Source organism: Flavobacterium endoglycinae (assembly GCF_017352115.1).
Classification (GTDB): Bacteria; Bacteroidota; Bacteroidia; order Flavobacteriales; family Flavobacteriaceae; genus Flavobacterium; species Flavobacterium endoglycinae.
This window is the reverse complement of record NZ_CP071448.1, coordinates 5,037,254-5,063,889: the sequence shown is the minus strand read 5'-3', so window position 1 is coordinate 5,063,889 and position 26,636 is coordinate 5,037,254. Positions and strand designations below refer to the sequence as shown.

The 26,636-nt window shown below is 34.9% G+C and carries 24 protein-coding genes; 14 read left to right on the top strand and 10 right to left on the bottom strand.

Going from position 1 to position 26,636, the window contains the following annotated elements:
• Window positions 1-40 precede the first annotated feature (40 nt).
• Window positions 41-997, bottom strand: a complete 957-nt coding sequence (locus J0383_RS21850; RefSeq protein WP_207296069.1) for an aldo/keto reductase — start codon at window positions 995-997, stop codon at window positions 41-43.
• Window positions 998-1,224: 227 nt separating this feature from the next.
• Complete coding sequence (locus J0383_RS21845; protein WP_207296068.1) at window positions 1,225-1,485, bottom strand: hypothetical protein; 261 nt, start codon at window positions 1,483-1,485, stop codon at window positions 1,225-1,227.
• Window positions 1,486-1,705: 220 nt separating this feature from the next.
• On the opposite strand from J0383_RS21845, the gene J0383_RS21840 reads away from it, so the two are divergent.
• The 9 genes from J0383_RS21840 (at window position 1,706) to J0383_RS21800 (ending at window position 8,460) form a co-directional block, all read left to right on the top strand.
• Window positions 1,706-2,485, top strand: coding sequence for a hypothetical protein (locus tag J0383_RS21840; RefSeq protein ID WP_207296067.1), 780 nt, complete (start codon window positions 1,706-1,708; stop codon window positions 2,483-2,485).
• Window positions 2,486-2,578: 93 nt separating this feature from the next.
• Complete coding sequence (locus tag J0383_RS21835; RefSeq protein ID WP_207296066.1) at window positions 2,579-2,938, top strand: hypothetical protein; 360 nt, start codon at window positions 2,579-2,581, stop codon at window positions 2,936-2,938.
• 148 nt (window positions 2,939-3,086) lie between these two features.
• Window positions 3,087-4,214, top strand: coding sequence for an NAD(P)/FAD-dependent oxidoreductase (locus J0383_RS21830; protein WP_207296065.1), 1,128 nt, complete (start codon window positions 3,087-3,089; stop codon window positions 4,212-4,214).
• Window positions 4,214-4,927, top strand: coding sequence for a methyltransferase domain-containing protein (locus J0383_RS21825; protein ID WP_207296064.1), 714 nt, complete (start codon window positions 4,214-4,216; stop codon window positions 4,925-4,927). Before J0383_RS21830 ends, J0383_RS21825 begins: the two co-directional genes overlap by 1 nt.
• Window positions 4,924-5,976, top strand: coding sequence for a type III polyketide synthase (locus J0383_RS21820; protein ID WP_207296063.1), 1,053 nt, complete (start codon window positions 4,924-4,926; stop codon window positions 5,974-5,976). The genes J0383_RS21825 and J0383_RS21820 overlap by 4 nt, the downstream gene beginning before the upstream one ends.
• Window positions 5,977-5,986: 10 nt before the next feature.
• Complete coding sequence (locus J0383_RS21815) at window positions 5,987-6,424, top strand: 3-hydroxyacyl-ACP dehydratase FabZ family protein (protein ID WP_207296062.1); 438 nt, start codon at window positions 5,987-5,989, stop codon at window positions 6,422-6,424.
• Entirely contained in the window at window positions 6,421-7,689 is a 1,269-nt protein-coding gene (locus tag J0383_RS21810; RefSeq protein ID WP_207296061.1) for a beta-ketoacyl-[acyl-carrier-protein] synthase family protein, read from the top strand. Before J0383_RS21815 ends, J0383_RS21810 begins: the two co-directional genes overlap by 4 nt.
• A 1-nt stretch (window position 7,690) precedes the next feature.
• The gene (locus J0383_RS21805) at window positions 7,691-7,945 is read left to right on the top strand and encodes an acyl carrier protein (protein ID WP_207296060.1); all 255 of its coding nucleotides are present in this window, start codon (window positions 7,691-7,693) and stop codon (window positions 7,943-7,945) included.
• Window positions 7,942-8,460: a 4'-phosphopantetheinyl transferase superfamily protein gene (locus tag J0383_RS21800; RefSeq protein WP_207296059.1), complete on the top strand. Its 519-nt coding sequence runs from the start codon at window positions 7,942-7,944 to the stop codon at window positions 8,458-8,460. Before J0383_RS21805 ends, J0383_RS21800 begins: the two co-directional genes overlap by 4 nt.
• Here J0383_RS21800 and J0383_RS21795 read toward each other — a convergent pair.
• The 5 genes from J0383_RS21795 to mprF all read right to left on the bottom strand — a co-directional run bounded on the left by J0383_RS21795 (window position 8,432) and on the right by mprF (window position 15,807).
• Window positions 8,432-9,523, bottom strand: a complete 1,092-nt coding sequence (locus J0383_RS21795) for a sensor histidine kinase (RefSeq protein WP_207296058.1) — start codon at window positions 9,521-9,523, stop codon at window positions 8,432-8,434. The genes J0383_RS21800 and J0383_RS21795 overlap by 29 nt on opposite strands.
• A 345-nt stretch (window positions 9,524-9,868) precedes the next feature.
• A complete protein-coding gene (locus tag J0383_RS21790; protein ID WP_207296057.1) occupies window positions 9,869-11,059 on the bottom strand; it encodes a DUF4932 domain-containing protein in 1,191 nt (396 codons plus the stop codon).
• Between the two features lie 25 nt (window positions 11,060-11,084).
• The gene (locus J0383_RS21785; protein WP_207296056.1) at window positions 11,085-12,515 is read right to left on the bottom strand and encodes an AcvB/VirJ family lysyl-phosphatidylglycerol hydrolase; all 1,431 of its coding nucleotides are present in this window, start codon (window positions 12,513-12,515) and stop codon (window positions 11,085-11,087) included.
• 1 nt (window position 12,516) lies between these two features.
• Complete coding sequence (locus J0383_RS21780; protein WP_207296055.1) at window positions 12,517-13,140, bottom strand: DUF998 domain-containing protein; 624 nt, start codon at window positions 13,138-13,140, stop codon at window positions 12,517-12,519.
• 39 nt (window positions 13,141-13,179) lie between these two features.
• On the bottom strand, window positions 13,180-15,807 hold the full coding sequence (gene mprF / locus J0383_RS21775; protein ID WP_207296054.1) for a bifunctional lysylphosphatidylglycerol flippase/synthetase MprF: 2,628 nt from the start codon (window positions 15,805-15,807) through the stop codon (window positions 13,180-13,182).
• A 189-nt stretch (window positions 15,808-15,996) separates the two neighbouring features.
• Between mprF and J0383_RS21770 the strand changes: the two genes are divergently transcribed.
• On the top strand, window positions 15,997-16,779 hold the full coding sequence (locus J0383_RS21770) for a polysaccharide deacetylase family protein (RefSeq protein WP_207296053.1): 783 nt from the start codon (window positions 15,997-15,999) through the stop codon (window positions 16,777-16,779).
• Between the two features lie 57 nt (window positions 16,780-16,836).
• Here J0383_RS21770 and J0383_RS21765 read toward each other — a convergent pair whose 3' ends face one another.
• The gene (locus J0383_RS21765) at window positions 16,837-17,745 is read right to left on the bottom strand and encodes a YybH family protein (RefSeq protein WP_207296052.1); all 909 of its coding nucleotides are present in this window, start codon (window positions 17,743-17,745) and stop codon (window positions 16,837-16,839) included.
• A 134-nt stretch (window positions 17,746-17,879) separates the two neighbouring features.
• On the opposite strand from J0383_RS21765, the gene J0383_RS21760 reads away from it, so the two are divergent.
• The 4 genes from J0383_RS21760 (at window position 17,880) to J0383_RS21745 (ending at window position 24,389) form a co-directional block, all read left to right on the top strand.
• Window positions 17,880-18,797: a bestrophin family protein gene (locus J0383_RS21760; protein ID WP_207296051.1), complete on the top strand. Its 918-nt coding sequence runs from the start codon at window positions 17,880-17,882 to the stop codon at window positions 18,795-18,797.
• Between the two features lie 18 nt (window positions 18,798-18,815).
• Entirely contained in the window at window positions 18,816-19,514 is a 699-nt protein-coding gene (locus tag J0383_RS21755; RefSeq protein ID WP_207296050.1) for a response regulator transcription factor, read from the top strand.
• Window positions 19,498-20,862, top strand: a complete 1,365-nt coding sequence (locus tag J0383_RS21750; protein ID WP_207296049.1) for a sensor histidine kinase — start codon at window positions 19,498-19,500, stop codon at window positions 20,860-20,862. The genes J0383_RS21755 and J0383_RS21750 overlap by 17 nt, the downstream gene beginning before the upstream one ends.
• A gap of 311 nt (window positions 20,863-21,173) precedes the next feature.
• Window positions 21,174-24,389 (top strand): TonB-dependent receptor, encoded by a 3,216-nt coding sequence (locus J0383_RS21745; RefSeq protein WP_207296048.1) that lies wholly within the window; start codon window positions 21,174-21,176, stop codon window positions 24,387-24,389.
• 87 nt (window positions 24,390-24,476) lie between these two features.
• Here the strand turns inward: J0383_RS21745 and J0383_RS21740 are convergent, their stop codons facing one another.
• Window positions 24,477-25,841, bottom strand: a complete 1,365-nt coding sequence (locus J0383_RS21740; RefSeq protein ID WP_207296047.1) for a S41 family peptidase — start codon at window positions 25,839-25,841, stop codon at window positions 24,477-24,479.
• Window positions 25,842-26,618 (bottom strand): hypothetical protein, encoded by a 777-nt coding sequence (locus J0383_RS21735; RefSeq protein ID WP_207296046.1) that lies wholly within the window; start codon window positions 26,616-26,618, stop codon window positions 25,842-25,844.
• Between the last annotated feature and the right edge of the window lie 18 nt (window positions 26,619-26,636).

Genomic DNA, 26,636 nt, shown 5'->3' with positions numbered 1-26,636 from the left:
TTATTAAAATCCAATTTTTACCAAACCATTCCTTCTATACTTAGCTCCATTCTGGAAACTGGGTTTTATTCAAATCAAGCTGTTCAATTGCTTTCATATCTGCATCAGCAAGTTTGAAATCAAATATATCTAGGTTTTCTACAATATGAGCTTTTTGTGAAGATCTTGGAATCGCAACAATACCACGCTGAAAATGCCATCTTAAACTTACCTGCGCTGTGGTTTTATTGTACTTTTTAGCAATCTGGGTTAATACTTCATCTGTAAAAAGACCATTACGGCCTTCGGCAAAAGGCGCCCATGCTTCCATATGAATATTATGCTGTTTTAATACTTTAAAATCATTGTTTTGCTGAAAATACGCATGTGTTTCAATTTGATTTATAACTGGTTTTACTTTTGCATAAGACAAAAGATCTGCCAGCTGAACAGGATCAAAATTGCTTATACCAATAGCCTTGATTTTTCCTGCTTGGTAAAGTTCTTCCATTGCTTTCCAAGAACCTTTTACATCACCTCTTGGACGGTGTATTAAATACAAATCAAGATAATCCAGTTGTAATTTTCTCAAAGTTTCTTCAAAACCTTTTTTCGCAGTTTCATAACCTGCATCATCAACCCAGAGTTTCGAAGTAACAAAAAGTTCTTTTCTAGGGATACCACTTTCTTTTATTCCCCTCCCTACTGCTTCTTCATTTCCATACACTTTTGCAGTATCCAAAAGACGGTATCCCGCAGATATAGCTTCTTTGACAGATTGCTGGCAAACTTCTCCGCTAAGTCCGTAAGTTCCAAATCCAAGCATTGGCATTTTTACACCATTATTCAATTTCACATCTGGAATTCCGGCAGCGCCTTTACCTGTATTTATTATTTCATTTGCGAATAATTCAGGCATTCCAAATGCACCCAAATACATTCCAGCCGCAGCGAATTTCACAGTATGCTGTAAAAATTTGCGACGGTTTATTTCATTTTTTGGTTTTTCAGAGTTCATGTTTTTTTGTGGTTTTAGGCTGTTGATAGTAGTCAATAAAAATATTACGTTTTACTGTTTCTTAAAAATAGTTATCTTTTTTTCATCAAAAATGACAAGACTTCATTTCGTAAAACTGTTCGCTAATTTAATTAAATATTTAAATTAATCATTTTATATAAAAAACTAAAACGGGTTAAAATATAGAAGTATATTTTAACCCGTTTTAAGTTTTGCAACTATTCAATCTAATTTTTAGGCGCAGCCGTCGAATCAATTTTTGATTCTCCCGGTTTTAAATCTCCGGTAGCCGGATCGCTTTCTTGATTTCCTTCATTATTTCTTGTAGTTCCTTTTGAACCCGAATTTAATGATGTACTGTCACCAGCTTTAATGGCATCTGAGTCAGAAGAGACTCCTTCTCCTGAAGCTGAATTGGTTTTACAAGATAGAAACAAACCTATCACAAGTGTAAGCACCAATAGTTTTATTTTTAATATCGTTTTCATAATTATTGTTTTTAAGATTTGTAAGTTATTTCAAATTTAAACTAATCTAATCTTTAAGGGTTCTATGATTTTTATTAAATCTTACACAATTAATTGTTTTACAGAATATTGCTCTCGAAAAAAATAGTATATCACAAAAAATGAAGCGCAATCTCATTATAAATAGTGATGCACAGAAAAAATAATCACTGTAGATTTGAATCCGTTAAAAATTTATAAAATGAGTCAGGATATAAAAGAATTAAGCATTTTACTTTTCCTTTGTTTATTTATAGTAGGAGGCATACAATGGTTTTTACTTCGTTTTACAAATTGGTCTGTTGCATTGACTGCCACTGCTTTAATTGCTTTCATGGTGTCTTTTTTGTATGTATCTGTAAAACATGCCACGCCAAATGGAGGCAGTAATGGCCCTGATGCATCAGAATTTATCAATCCTGCACTAACAATTTTTATTTTCCTCCTTATCGGATTATTCTTTATATCAATACTTTCGAAAACCTATTTTCCAAAAAAAGCATTATTAACTACATTAGCATTGACTGTACTATTTGTTATGGGTCGAACCACATTGCAATACATACAGAATGCTGCATTATGTCAGGAACTATTTAGTATCAACAATTTGGAAGTTGTAAATATATCCGATGGAAAAACTACCATTCAAGAAGTTGCTTTACACAGCAGTATTTCAGGAATTTCAGTCAATCTGGAATTAGATCGAAAAGGAAAATCCGAAATATACATTCCAAAAAATACAGATAAAATTGTTTTTCGCTGTTACTCCACTGCCAGAAACGGCATCTTTTCTCAAAGTTTTCCTTTTGATCCCAAACTACTGAAAGAAAAGAACGGAAAAAGAATGGGATTGTGTTTCTGGCTTCGAATGAAAATTTCTGCTCCTATAAAAATAGTACTGCAGCCTGAAAACAAATTCAGACTTTATATAGATGATGAACTCATAACCAATGCAATGGTAAGTAATAAAGAAGCAGAATAACTGATTTAATAAATAATTCTACAGAAGAATTACTTCAATCATTAAAACATTCAATTTATATTTGTGTCATCTTAAAATCTGCATTAAAAATACATGACTGTACAAGATTTAATTGGCACTTATTCTATTTCTGGAAGCAATCAGGAAGAAAGCAATCAAATAAGCTACAAAGGAGTTTTAAAAATAACTCTGGATGAAAACAATCGTATTAAAGCCGACTGGCTCATTAATGGTTCACAAAAACAAAAAGGTTCGGGTTTCTTTAAGGATAATATTTTGGTAATCAATTTCAGCTATAAAGGCGACGATCATAAAACGTATAAAGGTGTTGCGGTTTATCGCTGTATCAACAAAGATATTCTGGATGGTTTTTGGTCTGAAAAACACGGAAATCCGCTTTATTTAGGAAGTGAATACGGTTTGCGAATGGAAACTACAGAAATGCTCAATTAAATATTCTTATTCTCCAAATAAAAAAGTTTATTCATTTAATTATCCCAGCCAAATAATTCATACCACAATCTCATTTAGTTAAATAATTTGTTAAACATTTAACTGCTTTCATTAAGATCATTTAAGATTTTATGACTAAATTGGTAGTATGAGAACAAATTCGGATGTATTAATTATAGGAGGAGGACTTGCCGGTCTGGCAGGTGCCGTACATTTATCCCAAAAGGGATTGAAAGTCACTCTTATCGAAAAAAATACATATCCCAGGCATAAAGTCTGTGGAGAATATATTTCAAACGAAATTCTTCCGTATTTATCTTGGCTTGGTTTAAATATTTCAGAACTTCATCCTACTTCAATCTCCAACTTTGAATTTACGGCGCAAAACGGCAAAACAGCAAAAACTAAACTTCCGTTAGGCGGTTTCGGAATCAGCCGCTACGTGCTAGATAATTTCTTATTTCAAAAAGCAGTCGAAAACGGCTGTGCGATTGTTACTGAAACCGTTACAAATATTTCTTTTAAAAGTGATGTTTTTACCGTTAACACATCTGAACAAATCTTTTCCACTAAAATAGTTCTCGGGGCTTATGGCAAAAGATCAAATATCGATCAAGTCCTTTCAAGAGATTTCATTTCAAAAAAATCACCTTGGCTCGCTGTAAAAGCACATTACTCTGGAGATTTTGATGAAAGTCTCGTGGGTTTGTATAATTTTCAAGGCGGTTACTGCGGTGTTTCAAAAGTAGAAAATGACATTATAAACATTTGTTACCTAGCCGATTTTGAAACTTTTAAAAAATACAAAAACATCGAAGAGTATCAGAAATCAGTACTTTATAAAAATAAAAAACTACAATTTGTTTTTGAAAACAGCACTTCCCTATTCGAAAAACCATTAACCATCAGCCAGATTTCATTCGATAAAAAAGAACCTGTGGAAAACCATATTGTAATGATTGGAGATACAGCAGGTTTAATTCATCCAATGTGCGGCAACGGTATGGCAATGGCCATTCATAGTGCCAAAATAGCCTCTGAACTTGTACTTGATTTTCATAACGGCAGAATAAAATCCCGAAATGCATTCGAACAAAAGTATATTGAAGAATGGAAAAAGCATTTCAGCAGAAGACTTTTCTTTGGAAGAATACTAGCCAAAGCATTGACGCATAAAAAAATTACCCATGTATTGACTACCCTTGCAGCAACGATTCCGGCGATATTATCGGTAATTATAAAACAAACGCATGGTCGTCCCATAACAATTGAATAATGAGCGTAAATACCAAATATAGAACAGAAGAAACTGAAATAATGGACGATTTTTCGCTTCAAAGCGAAGAACTTATCGGCGCACTCGATCAAATTGCCTCCATTAATCAGCTGCTGGGGGGAAATAAACTCACACTGCACGGTATAAAACAACTTTTAAAAAAAATTGACACTTCGAAAACTATTACCATTGCCGACATAGGCTGTGGAAATGGTGATATGCTGCGAATGCTCGCTAAATATGGAAAGAAACGCAATCTTCAATTTAAATTAATAGGTATTGATGCCAATGCTTTTACAATTGATTATGCCAAGAAACTTTCAAAAAATTATCCGAATATAGAATACGTATGTATGGATATTTTTAGCGAAGATTTCCATCAGCTGCACTATGATATTGTTTTGTGCACGCTGACATTACATCATTTTACAACCAATCAAATTGCAGCAGTAATGGACATTCTAAACCGAAATGCTTCAATAGGAATCGTAATAAATGATCTGCACAGAAGCAAACTCGCTTACCGATTATTTGAATTGATCAGTGTTGTTTTCAATCTAAATAGAATGTCGCGCAACGATGGTTTGATTTCTATTTTAAAAGGATTCAAAAAAAATGAACTGGAGCAATTCTCCAAAAAACTAAATCTAAAAAACTACTCCATAAACTGGAAATGGGCTTTTCGCTACCAGTGGATAATTACAAAAATATGAGTGTCAAGATAATCACCGCTGTCAAACAGCTTCCGCAATATTCACGTACTACCGAAGAAATACTTCCGTTTGTCGATATATGGCTCGAAGGTCAGGAAGAACGTTTTATACGAAAAGTAAAAAAAATATTCGAGGGCGCTTCCGTCGATAAACGCTATTCCATAATGGAGCCTTCGGAAGTTTTTACCGCCACTTCATTCGAAGAAAAAAATGATATTTACAGCCGTGAAATGATCGTTCTAGGACATCAAGTTCTTGAAAAAGCCTTAGAAAAAAAAGGCTGGGATCCGCAGAGTTTAGATTATATCATTACAGTAAGCTGCACCGGAATTATGATTCCTTCACTAGACGCTTATTTAATTAATAAAATGAAATTAAGGCAAGATATTGTCCGTCTCCCCGTAACCGAAATGGGCTGTGCCGCCGGAATATCAGGAATTATTTATGCGAAGAATTTCCTAAAATCAAATCCCGGTAAACGGGCCGCAGTAATTGCCGTGGAATCGCCAACTGCTACTTTTCAGCTGGATGATTTTTCAATGCCGAATATTGTCAGCGCCGCGATTTTTGGAGATGGCTCAGCCTGCTGTTTATTATCTTCAAAAGAAGAAGATTACGGCCCTGAAATTCTCGACGAACAGATGTATCATTTTTATGATGCCGAACACATGATGGGTTTTAAACTAACCAACAGCGGACTGCAGATGGTTTTGGATATCGAAGTACCTGATACGATTGCTTCTCATTTTGGCGATATCATTCATCCATTTTTAAAACAGAATAATCTGGATATTAAAGATATCGATCATATGATTTTTCATCCTGGAGGAAAAAAAATTGTAACCACTGTTGAATCTCTTTTTGCCGGATTGGAAAAGAATATAGACGATACGAAAGAAATTCTAAAACAATACGGCAATATGTCAAGCGCTACCGTTTTGTATGTTTTGGAAAATATTATGAACCGAAATCCAAAAAAAGGAGAAAAAGGTTTAATGCTGAGTTTTGGTCCCGGATTTTCGGCTCAAAGAGTTTTATTGCAATGGTAATTAAAAAAGTATGAATTTAACTGATATTGTAAAACAACTTCCGTACAGCGAACCTTTTCTATTTGTAGACGAACTGCTCCATGCCGATGAAAACGGTGTAACCGGAACCTATACCTACAACGAAAACCTTGATTTTTACAAAGGCCATTTCAAAGATAATCCCGTAACTCCGGGTGTAATTTTAACTGAAACCATGGCACAGATTGGAATGGTCTGTTTGGGAATATTTTTATTGGGAAATGAACTTGCAGAAAATACCGTAATTGCCTTTACTTCTGCCGATATGGAGTTTTTAAAACCTGTTTATCCCAATGAAAAAGTAACGGTAACTTCTGAAAAGATGTTCTTCCGATTTGGGAAATTAAAATGCAGTGCCGTAATGAAAAATGAAGCCGGACAAGAAGTCTGCAAAGGCATTTTGGCGGGAATGATAACGAAGAAATTATGAAAAAGCGAATTGTAATAACGGGTCTTGGAGTAGCTGCACCAAATGGTGTGGGAATTTCGGCGTTTACAAATGCGCTTCAAAACGGTATTTCGGGTATCCGACATGATTCTCAGCTGGAAGAATTGCAGTTTTCATGCCAGATTGCGGGACAGCCACAAATATCGGATGAATTGAAAGCGCAGTATTTTACAGAACTTGAACTTCGTGGATTTAACAGTACAGGAATCTTATATGGCGTTATTGCCGGTATGGAAGCTTGGAACAATGCAGGATTGCCATTAAACGAACATCCGGATTGGGACAGCGGCGCCATCTTCGGATCTGGAACTTCTGGAATTGATAAATTCCGCGAAAGCATTTATAAAATTGACGATCTCCAAACCCGTCGATTAGGAAGTACTGTCGTGGCACAAACCATGAACAGCGGTGTCAGCGCTTATCTTGGCGGTAAAATTGGATTGGGTAATCAAGTTACCACCAATTCTTCTGCCTGTGCGACAGGCGCAGAAGCCATTTTAATGGCGTATGACCGAATCCGATCTGGACAAGCAAAACGAATTCTTGCAGGAAGTACTTCAGACAGCGGTCCGTATATTTGGGGAGGATTTGATGCGCTTCGGGTATGTTCTTCCAAATTTAATGATACACCTGAAGAAGGTTCAAGACCTATGAGTGTTTCTGCAGCCGGTTTTGTTCCCGGAAGCGGCGCCGGAGCTTTTGTCATTGAAGATCTAGAAACTGCTTTAGAACGCAACGCTGTGATTTATGCCGAAGTATTAGGCGGAAGCGTAAACTCTGGCGGACAGCGAGATGGAGGTACAATGACGGCTCCCAACAGCACGGCCGTACAAAGATGTATTACCACTGCCGTTGAAAATGCTGGAATAAATCCAAACGAAATTGATGCCATAAACGGGCATTTGACTGCCACTACAAAAGATAGTCTTGAAATCGAAAACTGGACAAAAGCACTAAAACGAAGCGGTGCTGATTTTCCGTACATTAACTCTTTGAAAAGTCTTACCGGGCATTGTTTAAGTGCTTCGGGTAGCATAGAAAGTGTTGCTGCGGTATTGCAGATTCACGAAGGTTTTTTGTTTGGAAATACGAATTGTTCCGATCTTCATCCCGAAATAGAAGCCCTTATTGATCCTTCCAAAGTGCTGATGAAAACGATTAAAACCAACCCTAAAATAATTGCTAAAGCCAGTTTTGGTTTTGGCGATGTAAATGCTTGTATATTATTTAAAAAATTTGAAAACTAAAATGGACAAAACAGCACTTATAGAGAAATTAAAAGGAATTATAAAGCCTTTTACGACAAATACAGAAGCATTTGAAAACCTAACCGAAGAAACTGATTTTATTAATGATCTGAATATCAATTCTGCAAATCTGGTAGATATTGTGCTGGACATCGAAGAAAATTTTGATATCGTAATTGATAATGCAGATATGGAACGAATGCTTGACGTAAAAACGGCTGTAGAAATCATCGAAACCAAACTAGCCGAAAAATGATTGGTAACGACATTATAGACCTTGCGCAGTCACGTATAGAAAGCAACTGGCAGCGCAAAGGGTTTATAGAAAAGCTTTTTACCACTGAAGAACAACAGTTTATAAAGGAGTATCACGAACCAGAAATAATGGTTTGGCTTTTATGGAGCATGAAAGAAGCGGCGTATAAAATTTACAACCGCCAGACCAAAATACGCGAATTCAGTCCGAAAAAACTTTGCTGTTCCTTTGATTCTTTAAAATTCGATCAAGTTGAGGGAAAAGTTAGCTGCGGTGAGAAAGCTTATTATACCCAAACTGTAATTACCAATGAATGCATTCATACCATTGCTGTAAATGATTTTAAAGATATAAACAATGTGATTGAAGTTGAAAATCCAGAAATTGTAAAAGATAAAAATGGCATTCCGTATTTAAAAACCGCTGAAACACTTCAGGATATTTCTATAAGTCATCACGGAAGATTTGAAAAAAAAGTAACGTTACTTAATTCTCTTCTGAATCAAAAAGGATAGAAACCGATGTTCCTTTCGATACTTCGCTATTAATTACAAGTCGGCAGTTTATTTTTTCGGCAAGGCTTAGCGCCAATTGCAACCCTATTCCCACTCCTTTTTCATTATCGGTTCCTCTTCGGGTTGAATAATTAAGATCGAGAATAGAATCGACCATTTCTTCGGTCATTCCTACTCCACTGTCAGTAATAATCAATTCATTTTCTTCTGCCGAAATCGCAATTAAACCATTTTTCGATGTAAATTTAATGGCATTCGAAATCAGGTTTCGCACTATAATGGTTAGGATTTCGAGATCATTTTCGATACTTCCAATCTTCTCAATATCAACCGTAACCGCAATTCCTTTATTTTCATAAGTCGATTTATAGACTTTTAAAACGTCGTTAATAAGCGCTTTAAAATCGATTAAAGTCTCTTTAAGCTGAATGGTATTAAAATTCAGTTTTGCCCAATTAAAAGTCGTATCTAATAATTGCAGTACTTCAACAGATTCTTCTTTTATAATCTGCATTAAAGCAATAAATTCTTCCTGCGAAATCTCTGACTGCTCGCCCATTGACGAAATCGAAATAAGATTTGCAATAGGACTGCGAAGATCATGTCCTAAAATAGAAAGCATACGGTCGTTATTAAGATTCTTTTTCTTCAGTCTTTCCTGCAGAATCATGTCGCTGTTGATATTAACAAACGTCACGATGTTTAAATCATTTACAAGTGAAGCTTTAATCTCATACCACTTTTTCTCGCCCGATTTACAAGTAATTTTGGCTTTCATTTTAATAAAGCCTTTTTCATTATTCTTTACCAGTTCTGCTTTAGCATTCCATTCTTTGATGATTTTTTCACGGTAAGCTTCATCAGGATAAAACAATCTCGATAATTCGTCTCTGTTCTCAATTTCGCTTAAATCGTAACCAATTTTATTCGTGAAGTTTTTATTAAAAAACAGATATTTAGATTCTCCATCTGTATTTTCAGAAACGATTATAGGATAAGGTAAAAAATCAATTAGTTTTTTAAGCTCTATTCTCGATATGTCTCCATTTTTTCCTAAATACATAAATAATAAGTTTCATCCTTAGGATCAGTTTTGTAGTTCCTCTTTGGACTTATTTTTTCTAACAAATTAATGCAAAATAAAGCATTTCTTAAGGAATTCTAAAGCCTCTAAAAGCCCTTTATTCATAGGAAAAACAGCTGTTTTTGCAATTGTAATATTATACATTCAAACCTTCTCCCTGCGAGAAGAAAAAAACTACTATTAAAATCTGATTGAAAGGTATTTTAAGAGAAATCCTCGTTTGAATAACGAAAAAATAATATTAAAATTTTAAATTTTTATTGTAACCCAGTATTTTAATTAAGGGATTTCTTAAAATTATACGTTTTTAAGAAGATTAAAATTCTAATTTACAATCATCCGGTCAATGTCTTCCGGCTTTAAAGTGTCAAGTGATTTAAATAATAAAGGCAGAAAACTGCGAAAATCTGGATATTTTTTACGATCGCTTTCATATTGAATAATATGATTTTCCAGAAAAGGAAGCAGTACAAATCCCATAGTAACGGTATGTTCTTTTCGCAAACGCTCCTCTTCCGTTTTATCATTCATAAGTTTTGCGGTTCTGATTTCCCCTAAACGTACCAAATGCTCTGTAATACAGTTGTCCCAGTTATTGATATAGGAGTTCTCTAAATGCTTTTTAAGTTTTGGTGTAAACAAAATCGTATCTCTGTCGATTTCTTTTTTAAAATCATGTAAAAGCGGATTTACAAATGAATGTCCGAGTTCATGAACGGTCAAAAATTTTGTTACTTCTTTATTATCAAACCCAAATTGTTTATAATCAGACAGATTTTCTTTTTTGGGAATCATGACACTTGAACTAAAAACCATTGAAGGCATTTTACCTTTTGGAGTTTCGAGCTGAATTCCAAAAGCGCGGTAATTATCTTCTCCTTCCGTAATAGGCATTCCGGGCATTAGAATAAATATATAACCTAGAAATTTCTTTCCATACCATTTTTCTTCAAACGGAATCGATTTTACAGCAATATCTTTAGCCGCTTCTTTCATCGCACCCTGATAATAATTTTTATTCTGGCGAATGTACTCTCCTACTTGGGCTTGTTTATAAAAATCATTTAAAAGTTCCGTTAATTCTTGTACCAAAACTTCGGCATTAGGATATTTAACGGGGTCTTTTATCGCAATATCTTTGGGAACTGAATATTTAAATCCGGTTTTAGGAAATGATTTACAATACCAGAGATATTCCAAAATCTGGGAATTATCATTTAAAATAGGACGAAGTTTTCCCAGTACTGCTGCAATTTTCAAAATCACGTCGCTGTCTTTCCATTTCATAAAATGTGCCGCAGCATGACTGACCAATGGCTGATGATCGTAACGGGAATCTTTATTGCTAAAAACATAATACCCAATATGCTCTACTGCCAATTTTTCGGCAAAAAAATAGGTTTCGAAATTCTCATTGATACTTAAAGAAATATTTTTGGAAAGCTGTTTTTCGTATTGTGCATGTATCACCAAAGACAGAAAAAAAGCAATAAACGTTAGAATTGATTTTGGCATATAACATCTTTTTACAATTCTAAATTTACTTAATTTCTTTTAAAATGTCTTCTGCAATTTTAATATAATCATTATTATAATGATGTGAACCCGGAATTTCAATGGTTTTTATATCCGATGCTGCAAAGCGTTTACGGATTTCAGGATCTTCTTCGCTTCCGAAAAAGCAGACAGGATTATAGGCTTTGATTTTTTTAATTTCTGAAATCACATCGTAATTATCATTTGAACTTTCAAGGCTCAGCATATCAGCAATATGGATTTCAAAATCGGCTTTTACATCTGGCGATAACGAATAAACGCCTTTTAATTTTTCTTTTAAAGACTCTGGAAAATTAGCCGCTGTAAAAGGAACCACAGAAGCTCCAAAAGAATAACCAACCAATATAAAAGATTTTTTGTTCCATTGCTGCAAATAATGCGTTACAGCTTTAGCAATTTCTGAGGCAATTTCTGTTGGCGTTTTGGCATTCCAAAAATACTTCTGGGCATCTAAACCAATTACAGAAATTCCTTTTTCAGCTAAAGCTTCGCCAACAGATTGGTCGAAACTTGTCCATCCGCCATCGCCTGAAATTACAAATGCTATCGGCTGGTTTTCATCTTTATTTTTGGAAGGAATTAAAGTTAAAGGCATTTCAAACGGAAGCGGCGCCAAATGCTGTTCTTTCAATAAAGGGTTTTGTTCCGATTTCTGTTTAGCATAATTCGGCGTATTTAGAATTTCTTTATAAGCGTCCACCAACTGAGGAAGCCAGTTTTTAGTAACCGAAAAACCGTGACCCACTTTTGAAAGTGTAATGAGTTTTCCTTGTTTCAATCCTTCCATATATTTTTTGGTCTCGGCATAATTGCAAACTTGATCTGTAATTCCCTGAAGGACAATAAAAGGCGCTGTGAGTTTTTCGGTTTTGTCAAGATAATACGCTTTTCCTACTTTTAAAACATGAGAAGTCAATCCAGAACCATCACACAACGTACGGTCGGTTTCAATATCCGGACAAAATCCTAAAGCAAGAGCACCGTTAAAGGTATTCGCCGGAGCTTGCGCAAGCATTCCGTAAACCAAAGTTGCTCCAGAAGAATAACCAATTAAAATGGGTTTGAGATATTGTTTCAGTTTCAATTTCTTTTGCAGGATCAGACTTAATTCTTCAAAATCGCCTGCTGGATAATAACATTTGGAGGTTTGTTTTTTGATGGCTTTAAAATAATGCTGAATATCAATTCCGGCAACCAAAGCACCTTGATCGGCAATATTTTTCGCCATTTCGATCACACCGCTGTTCCATCCGCCATCGCCAGAAACAAACAAAACGACCGCATTAGGAGTTGTTTTGGGTTTATAAAGCGTGACTTTTCCGAATGCTCCGACACGAATAGTATCTTCTGCGGAAGCAAAAATTGGATTATGAAAAATAAAAACCAACAGCATAAGGAATATCTTTTTGTGCATCTTACTTCATTTTAAATGTTGAACATTTTTGGTATATAATAATTGAAATTGTAATGAAATAAATGTAGAGATTGAGCATGAAAAGCCGCTGCCACAATCCTCTGTACGAAATCCAGCCGCTTTCGGCAGGAAACCGAATGGTAAAAAAGGCTATTGTAAGCAAGCCGATAAAAAATATTATGCGTGAAAACTGGCCAAAACGAGGATTATTTTCTTTGGTAATTACTTTCGGCATAACCAATGGCAATACTACAGCAGCGATAAGTCCAATTGCACCAGCAATATCATGAAAAACAAAAGATTGTGTCATTTTGCCGGCGATTCTATCTGCTTTGAACAAACCCGAACCAATTCCTTCTCCCATTCCGTAAAGTATAATTAAAATGGAGGCAAGTCGTGAACTTTTCGGATTTTCATAAAATGCTTTTCTAAAGATGATTCCAAAGAAAACAAACACAATTCCAATACCTATCCACCAAATCGAAATAACATTAGAAACGGGACTAATTGTTGCACCTAACGAACTAATCGTATTTTTTAACTGGCTGTAAGCCGGATAATACGTTCCCAAAACAAACAATACCGCAAAATCAGCTATACAAATCACAATGCAGATTATTGCCATGATTTTTATTTCATTTAATTGTGCAGACGTCATATCAAATTATGGTTTTACCACTTTATTTAAAACCAAAGGAGCCTGCAATAAATCGTAATCATGAGAATACACTAAATATTTATTGTACCATACGGGAGAGAATTTTTCTTTGTAATCTCGCAATCCTTTGTAGTGCGAGAAATATTTAATTCGTTCGTACGCAAATTTCATTGATTTTTCTGGAAAAGTATTGGCTTCTTCAAGACCGCTCATGGCAGCCAATCCCAGATTTACAGCGGTGCATTGCTGCGATTTTAAATAGGTAAATAATTCCAGCAGAATAAAATCGATAATCCCATTTGGCGCATCATCGGTTTTGCGGATTAAATCGTACGTGCCTTCGTTTTGGGCATAATCAGGAATTACGTTTAAGAAAGCGACAATTTTTTCTTCGGCATTTTCGACGGTAATAATGGTCTGTTGTTTTAATTCTTCCCAATCAAATTTTCCTTGCGAAAAAACAAGTTCACTTCTTCCGGTACTGTTCAGCCATTCATCGCTTACGGCTTTTATTTTCTGCAATAATCCGTCTTTTATAGGCGCGTGGTGAATGGTGGTTTTAAAACCTTTTTCTTTTACTTTGTTTATAGCATTACGGAGTGTTTTTTTGGCACTTCCTTCCAAAGTAAATACAGATAAGTCAACAACGCCTTCCTGCCCAATAAACAAACTTTTTTTATGCATGGAAGTAAACAAATCGAGGTTTTCTTCGGGAACACGATAGTAAATGCTTTTTAATCCGTTGTTATAACAGTATTTATCAAATTCGATTATGCATTGTTTCATTTCAGCTGTTGATTCTGCAACTGGATTTTCAAGTACTACGGCAAAATTATCGGCAATTCGATATGACAAAAAAGCTTTTTGATTTTCGGCAATAAAAATCGTTTTGTCGTCGTAAGTTTTAAAGTAATCCAAAGCAGAAGCTCCGTATTGTTCGAGTATTGCTTTTGCTGCCGTAAAATCATCCTCAACGGCTTCTTTTTTAATCGTGTACGGACGAATTAAGGCATAAACCAAAAATCCTAAAGATAAAAATCCGCAGATATTAATCGAAAGTAAAAAACGTCTGGCGAAGCGATCTAAGGGAACTAAATCTGAACTTCCTACCAAAAAGTAATTCTGGAGTCCGTATTTTACAGACTGAAGCCAGTTAAAATCGATATTGAAGTGTTTTTTATCTAGAAAGTAAAATCCTAAAATACTGTAGATTAAAACGACTGCTATGCTTATTAAAACGGTTTTTAAACCAACACTCTGCAAATGCGAACTACTTTTAATGTAGTATTCTTTTCGTGTCACGATTAAACTAATCAAAACCACCAATGCAATTACTGCTTCTTCATAATCAATTGCTTTGGTAATATTTCCTATAACCGAAATTCCTGTGAGTAAAATCGCAAACCACCAAGCAGTTCGTAATCCTTTGAGCAGAAAAGCAGCATTAACAAGCATGAATAATCCAGCGGTTATCACAAAATAATTAGAAACTTTAATGGCCGAAATTGGAATTATATTCTCCAAAACATGCAGACGTTCTGAAATTGCTGGTGTTAAAACCGAAATAATATTGATTAATCCCAAAGTAAAAAGCAGGAAAGATGGCACAATACGCATTAAAAGTTTATTGGCACTGAATAGAAATAATGACGCTCCTGCCAGTAACGGAATCCAAAATTCGAAAAAGCGGTACAAAAATGTAATGGCTATGGCGTTGACATTGCTAAATCCGAATTGAATCAATATAAAACTCATTGATATTTCTATAGCACCCAATCCGCGTAGAAAAGGCGAAACAATCAAAAATATTACCGAAATGATGTAGCCCATTATCGCCGCGCTTAAAGACGGTGTAAATCCTAAAGCAATCATAGCAATATACAAATGCGCAATACCCACAAATTCAATAAGAATGGAGTAAAACACAACATGCATAAACTTATCCCGTATAATTTTATTGCTTCTCAAATCCTCCATAAATACTTCGGCAGAAGGAAAGAATTTAACGATAAATCGGTATATCGATCCTTTTTTCAGGACGGAAACATAAATAAAATACAGGATAAGACTTAATCCTGCAACGGCTCCAAACGCATACCATTCTCCTGATCCGGTTGTTCCTTCAAAAAGTGAATACAATAAGGCTGGAATGGCAACTATTATAACCGACAGAATTCCGACAAAACCGTATACAATTGAAGCAAAATGGATCTGCGTAGGTTTTACACCTTTTTTTTCGATGGGTTTGGTAAAAAATGCCAGAGAAGAAATTCCGCCTGCTGGAAGAAAAACGCTGACAAAATTTCGTTTGAGAAATAAAACGGCAGCATCTTGAAAAGAAATTTCGCTTTGAACGGCTTTAAACGATGCGTAATACATTAAGGCTTGAAGCGTAATGTAGATTCCTGCCAATAGAATTCCGCATACAACCCAGAAAGTGCTGGCATCTGTAATGACATTTTTTACTTCTTTTAATTCTGAATTTTCGTGTTTGATAAACCAGATTCCAATTCCGATAAAAAAAATAGTAAAAATAAACTGTCTGATAATTTTATCATTTTCGCGAAGAAAAGAAATTCCTTTTCTGCCTTTAAAAAAAGCAAGAAAACGATTAGAAATAGTTTGTACTTTCATATATAAACTGATAAGAATACGCGGTAATGAAAATCAAATCTTGGAGTGACATAAATGTACGATAATTATCTATCACTTAAATTTTTGCTTAGAAGATTTTTAACATTTGCCGAATGCATTATTAAGAAGTTTCTTTATATTTGATGCAGGTTTTTAAACTGATTTTTTATTCGTAAACAGCCAGAATCTATGAAGATAATTTTTACTAAAGCGTTACCATTTTTGATGTTACTGACTTTATTTTCCTGCGAAACGAAAAAGGAAAAGCCTAAATCGAAACCATATAAAGCTGGAGTAATTTTATCTTTTGATGATGCGTATGTTGATGAATGGTACGAAGCAGATCAGGCTTTAAAGAAATACGCTTGGAAAGCCACTTTTAATGTCTGCCGAATTGATTCGATTGGAGAGCCGCAGATTAAAAAACTGCTGGAAATGCAAAAATACGGACATGAGATTGCCGGGCACGGATATCATCATTACAACGCGGTTAAATTTGTAAAACAAAACGGAATCAAAAAGTATTTAGAGCAGGAAATTGATCCTATGATTGTTTCCCTGAAAAAGAAATCTTTTAAAACTACCACATTTGCTTATCCGTACGGAGAAAGATCTAACGAACTTGATCGTGCCTTATCTCCAAAATTCAAAATTATCAGAGGACGTGCTTTTGGCGGTGAAGCTCCAGAAAAACAAGACAGTTATTTTAATAATTCAAAAATTGTATTTGCTTTTGATATTGACAACAGCCACATTCATTTTAGCATTCCTTATTTACTGGAATTACTGGATTATGCCAAAAAACATAATAAAATCCTGATTTTATGCGGTCATAAGCCGGTAAAAGAAATAACCGAAAATTATCAGACTAAAATTGAAACTCTGGAATTTATTTGTAAATACATGAAACTAAATGGCCTTAAGTTTTATAAACTATCAGATCTAGATGATTTGCTTCCAGAGCAGCCTTAAAAAAACTAAAATGTATTTTTTAATACAATAAAAGCCCGATAATTATCGGGCTTTTATTTAATCATGATTTACCATTTGACGGAAAAGCAAGAGCTGATTGTCTTGGTTTCTTTTCCAAACATTAATACTTTTTCCTTTTACATTGCCATTATTTTCTCCATCACGCCAGTCAACGCTGTAAAAACCAAATTCAACTACAGCTTTCTCTGTTTTAATAATAGCAGAAGTTTTAATCGAAATAGATTCTATCTTTAGAGTTCCAGGTTTTTCATGGTCTACGAAATAATCTGTTATATCTTTTATGCCGGATAACATGGGCGTGTAATACGTTAGATAAATAGCATCAGACATAAACATCTTGGAGTGTTCAGCGCCGTTGCGTTCTTGAACCAGTTTCCTAATGTTTTGATTTCTTTCTTTTATTTCGACTGTGAGTTTATCTGAATCACTATATTCCTTAGTATTAGGAATATTAGCATCGTTTATCTCAGGAAATTCTTTATCATCAATATAACTGTCAGATCCCCAAATTTCTGCTGCGATGGTCATCGGTTTTCCTTTTTTTGCAAGCTTCCAGAGAATCATATATTTTCCAGAATAGGAATATATTTTATGATCTTTTTTTGCAAAATCTTCTTTAAAATTTCCAATTTCAAGAATATAATTCCCTAAGTTTTGCAATTCATAAATTGTCTTTTTAAAAGCAACAATTTTAACCTCAGAAAGCCATTGTTTGTAGAAATCAACGATATTCTTTTTTCCTATACGTTCCTGGCTGTGTTCGGGCATAAATATGGTTTGTTCTGTATACAATTTGGAAAAATTATCAATATTTCCTTCCATAAAAAATGTCGAAAAAGAAGTATTATACGCTTCAATCTGTTTACGAAAATTTAGGTCAGTTTCTTTCTCCTGTGCGGATGTTCCTAATGCCAAAAGAAAAAAGATAAAAGTAATTCTGCTCATGACGGATTTTTTTAAGTGACACACAAATATACAATACTGAATTTCAACAAATTACACCTAAGTCAATTATTCGTTAAAAAATACAGCGAATAAATACTTTTGAGTACTTTTAATGCATTAATTTATTCCTCCCGATGATTATTAAGAAAAAAGAAAACTGGTTTAAAATGCTTTTTGAATGGAAAGGCTCCGTTTTACCCCAGCTTCTTCCAAGATTATTTTTATTATTCTTGTTTTCGCTCCTCATTGTATATTACAAATCGTTTTTACTAGAATACAATCTGCATATTAATCCTGCGATTTTTACTTTATTTGGAATTGCTCTTGCTATATTTCTTGGTTTTAGAAATAATGTAAGTTATGACCGATTTTGGGAAGGCCGGAAACTTTGGGGCGCTTTGTTAAACGACACTCGTTCTCTTGCCCGACAAAGTATAACGCTCTTAAATACTGAAAATGATAAAGCCGAAAGCCAGAAATTCATTCAGCTGCTTATAGCTTTTGTCTACGCTTTAAAACATCAATTACGACATACCAATCCCGATAAAGATTTCGATAGACTTATTAGTTCTGACTTAAAAGAACAGCTGCAAAATATTCATTTTAAACCTATTGCAATTTTAAAAGAATTAGGATTATGGGTAAAAAAAGCCAAAGCCGAAGGTCGCATCGATGGTTTTGCACAATTGGCATTTGAGGAAAACTTAAATAAACTTTCGGATATTGTAGGCGGCTGCGAAAGAATTGCCAGCACTCCTATTCCGTATACGTATAGCGTTTTATTGCACAGAACGGTTTACATTTACTGTTTTATACTGCCGTTTGGTTTTGTAGAAACATTAGGCTGGATTACGCCGTTTGTAATTGTATTTATAGCCTATACCTTCGTTGCACTTGAAGCTATTGCCGATGAACTCGAAGAACCATTTGGATTACAGCCAAATGATCTTGCCTTAGACACGATGTCGCTGATGATTGAGAATACACTTTTAGAATTAAACGGTGAAAAAATCGAAATTAAAAAAAGTGACAATGAATATTACCTTACTTAAAATTGAGTTCACACTTTTATGAACAAAGTATTATTAGTAGAAGACGATCCGCGTGTAGCTTCTTTCATTACCAGAGGACTTGAGGAACAATTGTATCAGGTAAAAAACGTTACCAAAGGTTTTGATGCCATTAATGAGGTAATGGAAAATACGTATGATATTATTATTCTCGACATTATGCTATCGGATATTACTGGTTTTGAAGTCTGCGAAGTCCTGCGAAATCGGAAAATAATCGTTCCTATTCTTATTTTAAGTGCCTTGGATACTCCACAGGAAAAAGTTCGCGGATTAAAAGCCGGAGCCGATGATTATCTGGCAAAACCCTTTTTGTTTGAAGAACTTTTAGCGCGAATCAATGCGCAGCTCCGCCGTTCTGAATTCAGCAGTGGAATACTTGATTTTCAATCGTATGCCGGAATCGAAATTAATATGAAGGAACAAAGCGCTTCAAGAGACGGAAAAGAACTGAATCTTTCGTCAAGAGAATTAAAGCTTTTGATCTTTTTTATGAAAAACCGAGAAAGGGCTTTATCCAGAATTGCCATTGCCGAAGCCGTGTGGAGCATCGATCTGGATATGAGTTCGAATACTGTAGATGTTTACATTAATTATTTACGAAGCAAAGTCGACAAGAATTTCCCTTTTCCGCTTATACACACGATAAAAGGCACGGGATATATGCTGAAAAAAAAGACCAATGAATCTCAAGAATAAATTAGCGATAAATTCTACGCTGCTGTTTGCTTTTATTGTTGGTCTTGTACTAATTGGTTCTTTATTGCTTTTTAAAAAACACGAAAAAGACTTGTATTATGAAAGACTAGAAGACAGCGCCTTAATTACCGCATTCTTTTATTTTGAAAAAGACGAAATTACCAAAGTAGATAGTTCTCGCTATCAAAGAATAGAAATTCAGTATAAAAAAATCACCAATCAAACCATTAGAATATACAACGCCAAAACGAAACAATTGTATTTGCGTGACGGTATTGATATTCAGTTAAGTGACAAAGAATTAAAAGCAATTGCTAAAAACAGAATACTGTATTTTACCAAAGACAACCGTCAGTTTACGGGATTATACTATAAAGACAATCAAGGTGATTTTATCATTGTCGTTTCAGGAATTGATTCTGTGGGAAACCGTCAGCTGGAAGTTCTCGGATTAATGTTCGTGTTGTTTTATCTGGCAGGAATTCCGCTTAATTATCTTTTGGGACGTTTTTTGGCCAAACAAACCTTTCGTCCGTTTGAAGATGTCATTGCAAAAGTAAATACCATTACCACCGAAAACCTGCACTCAAGACTTGAAATGCCAACCAGCGGAAAAGATGAAATAAAAGAATTGATTACGACTTTTAATTATCTGCTGGAAAGATTGGAAAGCGGTGTTACCATACAGAAAAACTTTCTTAAAAATGCTTCTCACGAACTCAAAACTCCGCTTACTTTTATTATAGGTGATATTGATGTTTCACTGCAGCATCCAAGAACGAATGAACAATATGAAGAAGTTTTAAAAACACTTCGAAAAGATACTTTTCATTTAAAATCAATATTAGATGAATTATTAATTCTTTCAGGATTGGAACTTTCGGAACCCGAACAAATGGAAACCATCAGAATTGATGAAGTGTTATGGAATGTACTCGAAAAAAAGGCCATTGAATATCCGGGATCAAAAGTGGCTGTACATCTTGATGCGATTGCTGATGATGAAGATTTACTTTCGGTAAATGCCAATAAACATATGTTATTCATTGCTTTGTACAATATTATTGACAATGCCATAAAGTTCTCTTTTCCTTCTCAGGTTACTGTTTCCGCTTCCGCAGATGAAGGAAAGCTTCTTTTAAAAATAATCGATCAAGGCGCCGGAATTGCCGAAAAAGACCTTGCTTCTATCTTTGATTTGTTTTTTAGAAGTGACCGTACGCGACACATTCAAGGCCAAGGATTAGGACTTTTTATAACCATGCAGATTCTCAAGCGTCACAACATTACTTTAAAGGTAGATTCTGAGCTGGAAAAAGGGACTGTTTTCTCGCTGTTGTTTCCGTAACTTTTATTCAAAAAATATCACGTTTGCACAGAAGCTGCCACGTCGATTTTTGCATTTGATAACATTTGCATAACACTCTAATCTATCTCTAATCTATCTCTAATCTACTTTATATCTTTCTTTAATCCTTTATTTTACGGGGTTTTGCGTAAACTGCTTGATTTTAAAGAGAAAGAACAAATTTTATAAAATAACACAGCCGTCATCTTAAATTAACACAGCTTCGTTTTTTGATTTTTCGTTAACAAAACCCTTAAATCGGATCGAGGTAAAGAGATTTTCTTTGTCACAAATAAAAACTAAAAGATAACATGACAAAACTAAAACTCTTTTTTTCGGCTCTGATGCTCCTTACAGCGGGAAGTATCTTTGCCCAGATTACAACCTCATCTTTGTCTGCTAAAGTCAACGACGGAACTTCGGCAGTTATTGAAGCTGATGTAACGCTGACACACCTGCCTACCAATGCAGTGTACAGAACTACAACTGATAAACAAGGTCGGTTTAGTTTCGAAAACTTAAATGCCGGAGGTCCTTACGAATTGGAAATTAAAAGTAAAGACACCAAAGATTATTCAAATACACAAATTTATTTAGCCCTTGGCGAAAATGATCTACCAGCCATCACAGTTGCTAAAGCCGACAACAACATTTTGGAAGAAGTAGTAATTACAAGTGCTAAACCGTCTTCTAAAAATAATGGTACTAATATTAATGAAAAACAAGTAAATGCACTTCCGTTGATTAACAGAGGTATTCAGGATGTTACTAAATTGGTACCGCAGAGTTCTAACAACTCATTTGCAGGAACAAACTTTAGATACAACAACGTTACTATTGACGGTTCGATCAACAACGATGCAATTGGTTTCAGCCCTTCTTTAGGAGGTCAGTCAGGAACTTCTGGAATGCCGGGAAGCAGTACGCGATCTAATTCTATAAGTCTTGATGCGATACAAGATATTCAAGTTTATATTGCTCCTTATGATATTAAATTAGGAAACTTTTTAGGAGGAAGCGTCAATGCTGTAACCAGAAGCGGAACGAATACCGTAAGCGGGTCTATTTACAGTTATGGAAGAAATGCAGCTTTAACAGGTCCAAACAATGCAGGAGACGGTTCTAAAATGCCAAACGCTTTTGGAGATTACCAAATTGGTTTCAGATTAGGTCTTCCCATTATTAAAGATAAATTGTTCTTCTTCACCAATATGGAATATGCCGAAAGAACAGATCCTATTTTTTACAATGCCGGACAAAAAGATGCTAACGGAAAACAGACTTCTTTATTAGATCCTGCTACAGCAGAACAAATTTCGCAATTCGTTAAAACCAACTACGGATTTGATCCCGGAACATACGGTTCTTACAACAATTCTTCTTTAAGCAGAAAATTTTTCAATAAGTTAGACTGGAAAATCAGCGACAAGCATTCGCTTTCATTACGAAACAATACAGTGGTTTCTCAGGCAACAAATTTAGAGCGCGATGCGGCAAACTTCCGTTTTTCAAACATGGATTTTACGCAGAAAAACCAAGCGATCAGTACGGTTTTAGAGTTTAAGAGTCACTTTAACAATCAATGGTCAAACTCTTTTATTGCAAGCTATTCAGCTATCAAAGATTATCGTGATCCAAAATCAAACAATATCATGTTTCCCCAAACAGAAATTGGATATAATGGAGGAACTATTTTCTTAGGAAATGATCGTGAAGCTACTGTTTTTAATATGAAACAAAACACGGCTGAGATTACCGATAACTTAACATACAAAACAGGAAATCATACTTTATTATTTGGTACTCACAACGAGTTTTACGATATCAATTATGGTTTTGTGAATGCGCTTAACGGAAGGGTTTCGTATAAATCTTTAGCGGATTTCTTTAACAAACTTCCTTCTCGTGTTCGTGGTACTTATCCATTTGATGGTTCTACAAGAGATGAGATTTTCGATAATCCGTATGCTAAATTCAAAGTAAACCTTTATAGTGTTTATGTTCAGGATGAAATTAGAGTTGGAAACAAATTGAAAGTAACTCCAGGAGTTCGTGTAGATTACACAGATTTACCAAACAAACCAAAATTAAGCCAGCAGGTACAAAATTCTCCAGCAGATCCTAATTATGGTACAACTTATAACTATACTCCTTTAAGCCAAATTAAAAATAACTTTTTCAGTACAGCACTTGTTTCTCCAAGAATTGGATTTACATACAATGTAGATGAAGATAAAACATTTGTAATTCGAGGCGGATCTGGAGTATTTACAGGAAGAATTCCATTTGCTTGGTTAGGCTATGCGTATTACAATGATGGTGTTGGTTACGGAAGCTACGATAAAAACAACTTAACAGCAGCTCAAGTAGCAGCAGCAGGTGATCCTTTAGCAGCAAACGGACTTAACGGTTATCACGATGCTACGCCAAAAGTTCAAGCGGATTTAATTGACAATAAATTTAAAATGCCGGCTGTTTTAAGAAACTCATTGGCTTTTGATAAAACTATCAACGGATATAAATTTACAGTTGAAGGTATTTACACCAAAGTAATTCGTGATTTAGAATTCCAGCAAGTAAACAAAACAGATAATCCATATTATTTCTCTTATGACACAAAGCACGAAATGCCCATTTATTCGGCTAACATAAATTCAGCTTTCTCAAATGCTTACTTGTTATCCAATACCAATAAAGGATACCGCTACAGTATTACTGAAATGATTTCTAAAACATACGATTTTGGTTTCAACTTTATGGCGGCGTATACTTACGGAGATTCTCGTGATATTACAAACGGTATTCGTAACTCTATGGAAAGTAACTTCCAGATGAACCAGTCATTGACTCCAAATAATCCACAGTTAGCGACATCTAACTTTAATATTAAACATAGAATTGTTTCTAACGTAGGATATGCTGTAAAAGTAGCTTCAAACAATACTTTATCTGCAAATGTGTATTTCAATGCTCAATCAGGAAATCCATTCTCTTGGGGATTTGTAAACTCAACATTAGCAGGAACAGGACAAGCAGCGGGTTTAGCGTATGTATTTAAAGATGCAGCAGAAGCAGCAAAATACATTGGAGTAAATGCAGCAGGAGTTCCTTCAGCAACAGCGGCACAGCAGGTAGCAGCTTACGAAGATTTCGTGAACGGAAATGACTATTTAAAAAGCCGTAGAGGAACATTCACTCAAAGAAATGGCGATACTACTCCATGGAACATTCAAGCTGATTTGAAATTAATGGATGAAATTAAAGTAGCGAAAGTGGGAACTTTCCAAGTATCATTCAGCATGGCCAATATTGGAAACCTTATCAATAAAGATTGGGGAAGAAGCTATTTTGTTCCAAACACCTACAATTCAACAGCAAGTATTGGTTTAACGAAAACAGGAAACTTAGGCGGAGTTGCAACAGGCGATCCTATCTACACGTTCCAAAAACCATCTGCACCACCATATACTATAGATCAGTTTGCATCACGATTCCAAGGTCAGCTTGGCGTAAGATACTCGTTCTAAAAGATTGTGTTTTATTTTTTTTGATTGTCTCCCAGTTTCAATGCTTAGAAACTGGGAGATTTTCTTTTTTTAACCAATAAAAAGAAATCATTCAAAATTAATCTGTACAAAAGGATCAATGCCATAGGTGTTTCGTAATATTAGTTTTTTAACCTGCGTATTCTTTTGTGGTTTGGCACTGATTCCGTTGTTTAAAGCTTTGCTTAATACCGTTTCTCGAATATCTCCCAAAGGGAAAACTTCCATATTTTGAAGTTCGTTTATTTCGATATCTGGATGTATTCCTAAAGTATAATTGCCTTCATTACGGGCATTAAAAAGTTTATAAATTACGGGATATAAAATCCATCCTTTCTCACCCGAAATACGATTGTCTTCTACAGCAAATCCTGCTGCATCTTTTCCTACTGTTTTTTCGCCGATAACGGTAACTTTCATATACGGCTTGAGGTTATTGATAATAATTTCAGAAGCGGATGCCGTGTGATTTCCGCTTAAAACAAAAACTTCCTGAATAAGCGGATGAACGCTTCGTAATGCTTCAAAACGTATTTGGTTTTCATTCATTATCAAAGCTTCTTTAAAGGTTTTATGGACTATTCCTCCGTTTTTATTTCCTTTAAACGTAATAAACAAATCATCTGATTTTATATTTGGCGCCAAGATACTGCTTAAAGCCGCTGCCGACGAAACATCTCCTCCTCCATTATAACGCAAATCCACAATAATTTTGGTTACCGATTGATTTTGAAATTCCTTGAAAACCGAAAGCAGTGAACCCGCCAGTCCCACATCGAAATGAGAAATTTCAATATATCCTATTTTTTGATTGTTGAACAGAATTACTTTGCTATTAACGGCATTCGAAAATGTAAGACTGCGTGTAATTTCTATTTCTTCTACAGCTGAGAATCCATCTGCTTCGCTATATTGCATTACTTGTAATGTTAATTTAGCTGAAGCAGCAGCAGCCGCGTATGCATTTTCAAAATTTTGGCTGTTTAAAGGAGTTCTGTTTATGGTTTTAATAAACAATCCTCTTTTTAAACCCGAACGTTCTGCAGGAGAATCTGGAAGCACGTATAAAATTATTCCATAGGTTTGATTTTCATATTCTATAAAGGAAATATCAAAACCAAAACTATTTCTGATACTCTGCGGTGCTGTTTCTGGTAATGACGGATGAAGAGCATACGAAAAACGGTCGTCTTTGTAAAGCAGTTTTTTAAAATAATCTCTGGGTTTTAAAGACAAACTGGTATTTTCAGGCAGGTTTTCATTCCATAAATAATACCTTTTCATCTGTTCTAAAATCCAGCTGTTGGCATATTCATTTGTTCCTTTTTCATATACCACAGGAGCATCATCATTTTGACAGGAAACAAAAAGTATCATCAAAAAAGCCCCAAATAGAATCGTTAAAGCAGAATGATATTTAGGAATGACTGACATTTAAAATGAGAAATAATCCGTTAGATTAATTAATCCTTCTACATGAGAAAATCCACCGGTCTCGTTTGGCTTTTCTTCAAAAACAATCAAACTTGATTTATTTTTCTGCATAACTGTACGGAAAATAACTCTCTGTCCAGTTATATACGATTCGTTTGTTCCGTGTTTTACCAATTCAATATCGATAATGGGCGGTAAACTAAACGGATATTCGGCAAAAGTGCTAAAATTTGTCGTGGTTATATTTTCGCATTTCCCTACTTGTTCGCCGTTTACTTTTCTAATAATAGCATCTAAAGCTCCCGTATAACCGCTTTTCGAATATTTATTAATGGCTGGAAAAATAAATTTGTATCCTGTACGGCCTGTTGCCGATAAGGTTCCTGGTTTAAAAGACAAAACATCCGATACCCAGATTTCTTCTTTAGCATAAAATGAAAGTGTATCTACAGGTTTAACCGACGTAAAAAGATAAGAATGTATAACCGCTTTTGTTTTTTTATTGATGACTTCTACGGTTTTGCCGCTGTTTCCGTAAAATACAAACTCGTGATTTTTTTCAATCTTTTTTACGAAAGCATCATGTTTAGCATCTACAGCAAGGATTTTACCGTCAACAGCTATTTGTAGTGAATCCTGCATGGCGTTGTACCCGCGAATAACAATTTTACCTGCTTTCTGCTCTTCATAAAGCGGAACGAGATTATCATTGGTGCAAGCGGTAAAAAATACAGTTGGAATTAAAAAAATAAATGCGGCTTTGACTATTTTCTTCATGAAGTGTAAATATTATAA